Raw genomic sequence first — 9389 nt, forward strand, 5'->3', positions numbered from 1 at the left:
ACGCAGATCCACTGGCTGGAAGGAACCCACATGGCAGGCAGGCTCGACGGCAAGGTCGCGGTTATCACGGGCGGATGCTCCGGCATCGGGCTCGCGACCGTGCGGCGGTTCGCGGAGGAGGGCGCCAAGGTCGTCATCGGCGACCTGGACGAGACCCAGGGGCCACGCGTGGCCGACGAGGTCGCGGGCACGTTCGTGCGCACCGACGTCGTGAGCAAGGAGGACGTCGACGCGCTGTTCCGCACGGCCAAGGAGACGTACGGCTCCGTCGACATCGCGTTCAACAACGCCGGCATCAGCCCGCCCGAGGACGACTCGATCCTCGACACCGACCTCGACGCGTGGCGCAAGGTCCAGGAGGTGAACCTCACCTCGGTCTACCTGTGCTGCAAGGCCGCCCTGCCCTACATGCTCGAGCAGAAGAAGGGCTCCATCATCAACACCGCGTCGTTCGTCGCCGTCATGGGCGCCGCGACCTCACAGATCTCCTACAGCGCGAGCAAGGGGGGCGTCCTGTCGATGTCGCGCGAGCTCGGCGTCCAGTTCGCCCGGGAAGGTGTCCGGGTCAACGCCCTGTGCCCCGGACCGGTCAACACGCCGCTGCTCCAGGAGCTCTTCGCCAAGGACGAGGAGCGCGCCGCGCGGCGCCTCGTCCACGTGCCCATGGGGCGGTTCGGCGAGCCGGAGGAGATGGCCAACGCCGTGCTCTTCCTCGCCTCCGACGAGTCGAGCTTCATCACGGCCTCGACCTTCCTCGTCGACGGCGGGATCTCCGGCGCGTATGTCACACCTCTCTGAGCTACGCGTGGTGTCATGGAAGGGATGAGGTGCGTTAGGTGAGCGGGCGGCCGGTCATCGGGATCACGGCCTACGTCGAACGCGCCTCGTGGGGCCACTGGGTCGACGTCCCCGGTGCGCTGGTCCCGCACCGCTACGTGCGCATGGTCGAGGACGCCGGGGGCATCGCGGTCGTCATCCCCCCGCGCCCCGACACCGACGACGGCGTCGCCCTCGAGATCCTCCGGCGCCTCGACGGCGTCGTGCTGGCGGGCGGCGTCGACGTCGCCCCGGAGCTCTACGCCGATGAGCGGCACGCGACCGTCCAGGCGTCCCGACCCGACCGCGACACGACCGAGCTCGCCATCGCCCGCGCGACGGCCACGCTCGACCTGCCGATCCTCGGCATCTGCCGCGGCATGCAGGTCATGGCCGTGGCCGCCGGGGGAGTGCTCGAGCAGCACGTGCCCGACCGCGTCGGGCACGACGACCACTCACCCGGCCCCGCGACATACGGCAGCCACCCCGTACGGACGGTGCCGGGTACGCGGGTGGCCGAGATCCTCGGCGAGCAGACCGACGTGCCGAGCTACCACCACCAGTCGGTGCTGACTCACCCCGGGTACGAACCCTCCGCGTGGGCCGATGACGGCACGCTCGAGGCCATGGAGGACCCCGACGCGGCCTTCCGCCTTGCCGTGCAGTGGCACCCGGAGGTCGGGCGCGACCCGCGCCTCTTCCACGCGCTCGTCGAGGCCGCGGTGGCGGTGCGGCAGGGCTGAGCCCCCGCCCGCCACGTGGACAGCGGGTCCACCATGCGGACGTGGTGTTTCGCCCGTGTTTCGGGAGCCCTACCTTTGGCGTGTGATGAAGCGCCTCGTGCCCACCGGCACGCTCATTATCGAATAGCGCAACGAGCACCCCTCGTTGCGCAGACCTCCCAACCCTTGGGGGGTCTTTTTGTTTCCCGACCCACCCCTGAGGGAGACCCGCGGCGGCCACCACCCCGGCCCCACCGCACCCGAGAAGAGAACGAGACGCGAGCTCACCCCGTGCCGACCGCCATGCCGCGGTCGGCCGCATCCCCGAGATCGAGGACAATGAAGGCCATGGAAGCGCTGCACGTCTACGACACCACTCTGCGCGACGGCGCCCAGCAGGAGGGGCTCAACCTCTCGGTGTCGGACAAGCTGGCCATCGCCGGACTGCTCGACGATCTCGGGGTCGACTTCATCGAGGGCGGCTGGCCGGGCGCGAACCCGAAGGACACCGAGTTCTTCGAGCGCGCCAAGGGCGAGCTGCACCTCCACCGCGCGACGCTCGCCGCCTTCGGGGCCACCCGACGGGCCGGCGGCGTCGCCGCGGAGGACCCCCTCGTACGCGCGCTCGTCGACTCGGGCGCGTCCGTCGTCTGCCTCGTCGCCAAGTCGCACACCGGGCACGTCGAGCGCGCCCTCAAGACCACGCTCGAGGAGAACCTCGCGATGGTCCGCGACACGGTGGGCTTCCTTGTCCGGGAGGGGCGCCGGGTCTTCCTCGACTGCGAGCACTTCTTCGACGGCTGGCACCTCGATCGCGACTACGCCCTGTCGGTGGTGCGCACCGCGCACGAGGCCGGCGCCGAGGTCGTCGTGCTGTGCGACACGAACGGCGGCATGCTCCCGCACCAGGTCGAGGTGGTGGTCGCCGACGTCATCGCCGAGACGGGCGCCCGCATCGGTGCGCACTGCCACAACGACACCGGCTGTGCGGCCGCCAACTCGGTCGCCGCTGTCCGCGCCGGGGCGACGCACGTGCAGGGCACCGTCAACGGCTATGGCGAGCGCACCGGCAACGCGGATCTCCTCACGGTCGCGGCCAACCTCCAGTTCAAGCTGGGGCTCGAGGCCATGGAGGTCGACGCGTTCCGGCGGGCGATGCACATCGCGCACGCGATCAGCGAGGTGACCAACGTCCCCGCCTACAGCCGTCAGCCCTACGTCGGCGCGAGCGCCTTCGCGCACAAGGCCGGCCTGCACGCGAGTGCCCTCAAGGTCGACCCCGACCTCTACCAGCACATGGACCCCGCTCTCGTCGGCAACGGCATGCGCACGCTCGTCTCCGACATGGCGGGTCGCGCGAGCATCGAGCTCAAGGCGCGTGAGGCCGGGCTCGACCTCTCCGACCGTCCCGACGTCGTCGCGAAGGTGCTCGCAGAGGTCAAGGACCTCGAGCTGCGCGGCTGGACCTTCGACGCCGCCGACGCCACGGTCGAGCTGATGGTGCGCGAGGCGCTCGAGCCGGGCTGCACGCACTACTTCGAGGTCGAGTCGTGGCGCGTCATCACCGACTCGTCGGGGGAGGGCGACGCGACGTCCGAGGCGACCGTCAAGCTCCGCGCCGACGGCTCACGACTCATCGCGACGGGCGAGGGCAACGGGCCGGTCAACGCCCTCGACCACGCCCTTCGCGAGGCGCTGAGCCGCGCCTACCCCGAGATCGAGAAGATCGAGCTCATCGACTTCAAGGTGCGCATCCTCGATGCCTCGCACGGCACCGACGCCGTGACACGTGTGCTCATCGAGACCTCCGACGGTGAGACGTCGTGGGACACCATCGGCGTCGCGGGCTCGATCCTCGCAGCGTCGTGGCGAGCCTTGACCGACGGCATCGTCCACGGCCTGCTGCGCCAGGGCGTGCCGCGCCGCTGAGGCGTGTGGGCACGCAGCGCCGCGGGTCGGGTATGCCGTGCGGCCCGGTGGCGTTCAGGGCGCGGTGACCATGTCGTGCAGTCCCGGTAGCCAGCTGGGTGCCGCGGCGCGGAACGCCTCCGGTGCGAGCGCCGGCGCCCCCCAGGGGACGGCGCCGATCAGGCCCTCGGGCAGGCCCTCGAGGTAGTCGCGGTTCGTGGTCTCGACGACGCTCGGCTCGTCGGGCCACCCGCCGATGACGACGCCGAGCTGCCGGACCCGCCTGTGCAAGAAGGCTTCTCGGGTCAGCATCGTGTGGTTGAGCGTGCCGAGCGCGCTTCGGGCCACGAGCACGGTGCCGGCGTCGACGAGGGCGCGCGCCAGGTCGGCCACGGTCTCGCCCGCCTCGGTGAGCTCGACGAGCAACCCACCGGCACCTTCGATGACCACGTGGTCGTGGTGTCGGCCCAGTCGATGGACGGCCGCGAGGTGGTCGTCGAGGGTCGGGAGCGTCGCGCCCTCGAGCGCGGCGGCTGGACGCGGCGCCATCGCAGCTCGCAGGCGCACGCCCTCCGACGTGGGCGCCCCGGTGAGACGGCCGACCTCGGCCATGTCGCCCGGTTCGTCGGGCGAGACGCCCGTCTGCGTCGGCTTGTAGGCCACCACGCCGCGACCCGCCGCGCGGAGCGTCGCCACGACCGCCGCCGTGACGACGGTCTTGCCCACGTCGGTGTCGGTGCCCGTGACGACGAGCACCTTCGGCAGCACCCCCTCAGCCATTGGGGTCGCGCGGCGGCGCGGCGTGGAGCGAGGTGGCCCGGGCCGGGTCGACACCCTGGCCGGCCGCGACCGTCGGGAGGCCACGGACGGACGAGGGAGCGTCGTCCGCCCGTGACCTCTCGACGGCGCGGGCGACGAGAGAGGCGGCTGCGAGCAGGTCCGCGCCGGTCAGGTCGGCGCGAGCGGTGACCCGCAACCGGGAGACGCCGTCTGGAACGCTCGGCGGCCTGAAACAGCCCACGAGGACCCCCTGCTGGCGCAGCTGGAGGGTCGCGGCCACAGCCGCAGCGGGTGAGGGCATGGGTAGCGACTGCACCGCCCCGGCCGCCTGGTCGATCCCGCACACGGTCGCGATGGTGCGCGCATTGGCGCGTACGGCTGCGGCGAGGGTCGGGTCGTCGGCGACGAGGACCGCCGCTGCCGTCGCCGCGCCGGCGCTCGCGGGTGCCAGGCCGGTGTCGAAGATGAAGCTGCGCGCCGTGTTGACGAGGTGGTCGCGGACCGCCGTCGAGCCGAGCACCGCGCCGCCTTGCGACCCGAGCGACTTCGACAGCGTCAGCGTGACGACGAGATCGGGGGCGCCGGTGAGGCCGAGCTCGTGGACGAGGCCGCGACCATGGCCGGCGACACCGATGCCGTGCGCCTCGTCCACGACGAGCAGGGCCCCGCGTCGCCGGCACACGTGGACGAACGCCTGAAGCGGCGCCGCGTCGCCGAGCACCGAGTAGATCGACTCGACGGCCACGACGACGCGACGCCCTGCCCTGGTAGCGAGCTCGCGGTCGAGATCGGCTGGGTCGTTGTGCGCGAACGTCGCGTAGGGCACGCGCGACATGCGTGCCGCGTCGTGGAGCGAGGCGTGCGAGTGGGCGTCGAGGAGGATCTCGGCCCCGCGGCCGCTCAGCGCGGTCAGCGCTCCGAGGTTGGCGGCATACCCGGTGGAGAAGGCGAGGGCCGCGGGCTGCCCGGTGAGTCGGCAGAGCGAGGCCTCGAGGTCCCGGTGGATCGGGAGGGTGCCGGTGACGAGCCGGCTCGCCGTGGCCGACGCGCCGTAGCGCTCGAGCGCCTCGCGGGCGGCCGAGACGACGCGCTCGTCCTGGGAGAGCCCGAGGTAGTCGTTGGAGGCGAGGTCGAGCGCGTCGTGGCGGCCCGGCAGTCGTCCCCCGAGACGGAGCACGGGGTCGAAGCGCTCGGTGCCGCGCTCCGAGCGCAGGGCCGACCGCTCCTGCAGCCACGCGTCCCAGACGCCGCTCATCCGTGCACCTCCGCGACGGCTGCGACGACGGCCTCGGCCACGACGCGTACCTCGTCGTCCGTGCAGACGTACGGTGGCATCGTGTAGACGAGGTCGCGGAACGGGCGGACCCACACGCCACGGCGCAGGGCCGCGCGGGTCACCGCCTGCACGTCGACGGGCGAGTCGAGCTGGACGACGCCGACGGCCCCGAGGGTACGCACGTCGGCTACGTGGACGAGACCCTGCGCCGGCGCGAGGTGCTGGGCGAGCAACCGCCCGACGCGTGGGACGTCGTCCTTCCAGTGCTCCTCGACGAGACCGAGCGACGCGGTGGCGACCGCGCACGCGAGCGGGTTGGCCATGAAGGTCGGGCCGTGCAAGAGGGCACGGAACGCCGAGCGGGTGATCGCCTCGCCGACCCGCCGGGTCGTGAGCACCGCTGCGAGAGTGAGGTACCCGCCGGTCAAGGCCTTGCCGACACAGATGACGTCGGGAGACACGTCGGCCCACTCCGACGCGAAGAGCCGGCCCGTGCGGCCGAAACCTGTAGCGATCTCGTCGATGACGAGGAGCAGGCCGTGGTCGTCCGCCACCTCGCGCAGGACGCGGAGACAGTCCGGGTGGTAGACGTGCATGCCGCCGGCCCCCTGCAGCACCGGCTCGACGACGACAGCCGCGAGCTCGTCGGTGTGGGCGGCGGCGAGGCCGCGCACCTCCACGGCCCACAGCTCGACCGCGGACCGGTCGAGCTCCCAGCGCTCCTCGCCGTCGGCGCCGACGACGAGACGAGCCGCCGGCGGTCGGGGCGCGAACACCTGGCGCGCCAGCGCGCCGGGGAAGGCGGAGTGCATCCCGTCGACGGGGTCGCACACGCTCATCGCCGCGAAGGTGTCACCGTGGTAGCCGCCGCGGACGGTGAGGAACCGCTGTCGGGCGGGCCTGCCGCGCGCCGCCTGGTACTGCAACGACAGCTTGAGGGCGACCTCGACCGACACCGAGCCGGAGTCGGCGAAGAAGACGTGCGCCATGGGGCCGGGCGCGATCGCCGTCAGGCGCTCGGCGAGGTTCACCGCCGGCTCGTGCGTCAGACCGCCGAACATGACGTGGCTGAACCGGTCGACCTGCTCGTGCGCGGCCGCGTCGAGCACGGGGTGCCGGTAGCCGTGGACCGCGCACCACCAGGACGCCATCGCGTCGACGGCCTCGAACGTCTCTCCGTCGGCGGCCACCAGACGCAGGCGCACACCCGAGGCCGCCTCGACGGCATACGGCTCGGGGCCGTCGAGCGGTGCGTAGGGGTGCCAGACGAGCCCGCGGTCGCGGGCGGCGAGCGGCGTCCCGACGGGGTCAGGCATTGGCGGGCAGGTCCGTTCCGGCGCCGCGGCGTCGCTTGGCGGGGTCGTGCGTCGGGCTCGCCGTGCCCGGGGTGGCTGGCGACTCCGGCTCGCTCCCGAGCACGACGAAGCCGTGGTCGCGGATGAGCTCGAGATCGGCGTCAGCCGCCTGCCCCTCCGACGTGAGGTAGTCACCCAGGAAGATCGAGTTGGCGACGTGCAGCGCCAGTCCCTGCAGTGACCGCAGGTGCATCTCGCGACCGCCCGCGATACGGATCTCCTTGTCGGGGCAGACGAACCGGGCCATCGCGAGGATCCGCAGGCAGCGGCCCGGCGTCAGCTCCCACGTGCCCTCGAGGGGTGTGCCGTCGAAGGGCATGAGGAAGTTGACGGGGATCGAGTCGGAGCCCAGGTCGCGCAGCGCGAAGAGCGCCTCGACGAGCTGCTCGTCGCTCTCGCCGAGGCCGGCGATGAGGCCCGAGCAGGGCGACAGCCCGGCCTCCTTGGCCTTCGTCACGGTCTCGACACGGTCGGCGTACGTGTGGCTCGTGACGATGTCGTCGTGGTGTGACTCGGCCGTGTTGATGTTGTGGTTGTAGGCGTCGACGCCGGCCTCACGCAGCCGCTCGGCCTGGCCGTCCTTGAGCAGCCCGAGGCACGCGCACACCTCGACGCCGGGGTGCTCGCCCTTGAGGGCACCCACCATGCCGGCGACCCGATCGACGTCCCGGTTCGTGGGACCGCGCCCGCTCGAGACCATGCAGATCCGGGTCGCACCGCCGCGCAGGCCGGCCGCAGCCTGCTCGATCGCCTCGTCGGTCCCCAGCCACGTGTACTTGAGGATGTCGGCCTGCGAGCCGAGCCGTTGTGAGCAGTAGTGGCAGTCCTCGGGGCAGAGACCCGACTTGAGGTTGACGAGGTAGTTCACCTTGACCGTGTTGCCGAAGTGCTTGCGGCGCAGGCGAGCCGCGGCGTCGACCATTGAGAGCAGCTCATCGTCGGTCGCCCGCAGCACGTCGAGCGCCTCGTCGGCGGTGGCGGGCGTGCCGGTGAGGACGGCGTCGGCGAGGTCGTCGAATCGGCGGGTCATGCAGGCTCCTTGCGCGCAGCGTTGAACGGTGTTCAACTTGAACGCCGTTCAGTATGCCGAGTGGTTACGCTCGGTTGTCAACGTGGGGTCCGTCTCTGAGGTCGCCCGAGATCGAGGCAGGGAGGGCCATGGCACTCAGCAGGCAGCAGGTCGTGACGACCGCGGTGGACCTGCTGCGCCGCTACGGGCTCGGCGACCTGTCGATGCGCCGCCTCGCGCGAGAGCTCGGAGTCGCCCCGGGAGCGCTCTACTGGCACGTGGCCAACAAGCAGGAGCTGCTCGTCGAGGTGGCCGACGTGCTCCTCGCCGAGATCCCGGAGCCGCCGACGGACCGTCCTCCGGCCGAGGCCCTCACCGGTGTGGCGGTCGCGATCCGCGAAGCGCTCCTACGGGTTCCCGATGCGGCCGACGTCGTCGCCCTCGCGTATGCCGTCGAGCCGGGCTCGGCGCGTCCCTTCCGCGATCTCGCGCGGCTGGTCCACGACGCCGGCGCGGCTGCGTCCGAGCGTGACGAGGTCGCGACGCTCGTGCTGCACCACATCCTCGGTTCCGTTGCGGCACAGCAGAACCGGGCGCTGGTGGCTCAGGTGGACCCAGACCTGCCAGCACCCGCCGCGACGAGCGACGCGAAGGCCTTCGAGGTGGGGATGGCCGTCATCGTGCGAGGCCTGGCGACCGGTCGGGACTGAGCCCGGACATGCACGTGCTGGGCGGCCCGGGCGCCGCCCAGCACCACCCCCTGCCGGGATGGACGTCGTCGGCGCGCGTGCCCGAACCTTCGCCGACAGCTGACAGAGCGCGGGCCGACCGCCCTGATACATCCCGCACGCACATTCAGCGCGGGCACACTGGTGCGATGCCGCTGCGGACGAAGAAGCACTGGTTCGGTGTCGTGCTCGATGCCCCCGACGCGTCGGAGCTGGCGCACTTCTACCAGCGCCTGCTCGGGTGGACGCTCTACAAGGACACGCCCGGCTGGGCGACTCTCGCCCCGGACGAGACGTCGGGCTACAACCTCGCCTTCCAGCGGGAGCCGAACTACGTGCGTCCGGTGTGGCCCAGCGAGTCGGGCCAACCGCTGATGATGGTGCACCTCGACCTGGAGGTCGACGACCTCGAGGCCGCGACGGCGTATGCCGTGCAGGTCGGCGCGCAGGTCGCCGCCTTCCAGCCGCAGGAGGACGTGCGGGTCATGATCGACCCCGCGGGCCACCCGTTCTGCCTCTATCTCGACGACCCGGACTGACGAGGAGCGCGTCGCCACGAACGGAGCCGACGCGTACGGCACCCCACGAAAGTCGAGTGGGCACTTTCACCCGCGCCGGTGCCCACTCGGGGGCCGGTGGAAACTGCCCACTCGACTGGAGACGGCGTTCCCGAACGTCGAGTGGGCACTTTCACCCGCGCCGGTGCCCACTCGGGGGCCGGTGGAAACTGCCCACTCGACTGGAGACGGCGTTCCCGAACGTCGAGTGGGCACTTTCACCCGCGCCGGTGCCCAC

Annotated in this window: 9 protein-coding genes; 5 read left to right on the top strand and 4 right to left on the bottom strand. The window is 71.9% G+C overall.

All coding sequences use genetic code 11. From position 1 onward, the window contains the following. Positions 1-30 precede the first annotated feature (30 nt). The 3 genes from ACFQU3_RS15960 (at position 31) to cimA (ending at position 3467) form a co-directional block, all read left to right on the top strand. Complete coding sequence (locus ACFQU3_RS15960; protein WP_385911489.1) at positions 31-798, top strand: 3-oxoacyl-ACP reductase; 768 nt, start codon at positions 31-33, stop codon at positions 796-798. A 38-nt stretch (positions 799-836) separates the two neighbouring features. Then, a complete protein-coding gene (locus ACFQU3_RS15965) occupies positions 837-1559 on the top strand; it encodes a gamma-glutamyl-gamma-aminobutyrate hydrolase family protein (RefSeq protein ID WP_385911491.1) in 723 nt (240 codons plus the stop codon). 327 nt (positions 1560-1886) lie between these two features. Next, positions 1887-3467, top strand: a complete 1581-nt coding sequence (cimA, locus tag ACFQU3_RS15970; RefSeq protein WP_385911493.1) for a citramalate synthase — start codon at positions 1887-1889, stop codon at positions 3465-3467. 54 nt (positions 3468-3521) lie between these two features. On the opposite strand, the gene bioD is transcribed toward cimA, so the two are convergent. The 4 genes from bioD to bioB are packed head-to-tail and all read right to left on the bottom strand — an operon-like array spanning position 3522 to position 7887. After that, entirely contained in the window at positions 3522-4226 is a 705-nt protein-coding gene (gene bioD / locus ACFQU3_RS15975; RefSeq protein WP_385911495.1) for a dethiobiotin synthase, read from the bottom strand. After that, on the bottom strand, positions 4219-5481 hold the full coding sequence (locus ACFQU3_RS15980; protein WP_385911497.1) for an 8-amino-7-oxononanoate synthase: 1263 nt from the start codon (positions 5479-5481) through the stop codon (positions 4219-4221). The genes bioD and ACFQU3_RS15980 overlap by 8 nt, the downstream gene beginning before the upstream one ends. Continuing rightward, positions 5478-6818: an adenosylmethionine--8-amino-7-oxononanoate transaminase gene (bioA, locus tag ACFQU3_RS15985; protein WP_385911499.1), complete on the bottom strand. Its 1341-nt coding sequence runs from the start codon at positions 6816-6818 to the stop codon at positions 5478-5480. Before bioA ends, ACFQU3_RS15980 begins: the two co-directional genes overlap by 4 nt. Next, positions 6811-7887 carry a biotin synthase BioB gene (bioB, locus tag ACFQU3_RS15990; protein ID WP_385911501.1) on the bottom strand — a complete coding sequence of 359 codons (1077 nt, stop codon included), beginning with the start codon at positions 7885-7887 and terminating at the stop codon, positions 6811-6813. The genes bioA and bioB overlap by 8 nt, the downstream gene beginning before the upstream one ends. A gap of 128 nt (positions 7888-8015) precedes the next feature. On the opposite strand from bioB, the gene ACFQU3_RS15995 reads away from it, so the two are divergent. Both ACFQU3_RS15995 and ACFQU3_RS16000 read left to right on the top strand, forming a co-directional pair. After that, a complete protein-coding gene (locus ACFQU3_RS15995) occupies positions 8016-8576 on the top strand; it encodes a TetR/AcrR family transcriptional regulator (RefSeq protein WP_385911503.1) in 561 nt (186 codons plus the stop codon). 167 nt (positions 8577-8743) lie between these two features. Beyond that, a complete protein-coding gene (locus tag ACFQU3_RS16000) occupies positions 8744-9133 on the top strand; it encodes a VOC family protein (protein WP_385911505.1) in 390 nt (129 codons plus the stop codon). The last annotated feature ends 256 nt before the right edge of the window (positions 9134-9389 follow it).

The organism is Terrabacter sp. GCM10028922 (assembly GCF_042666095.1).
Classification (GTDB): domain Bacteria; phylum Actinomycetota; class Actinomycetes; order Actinomycetales; family Dermatophilaceae; genus Terrabacter.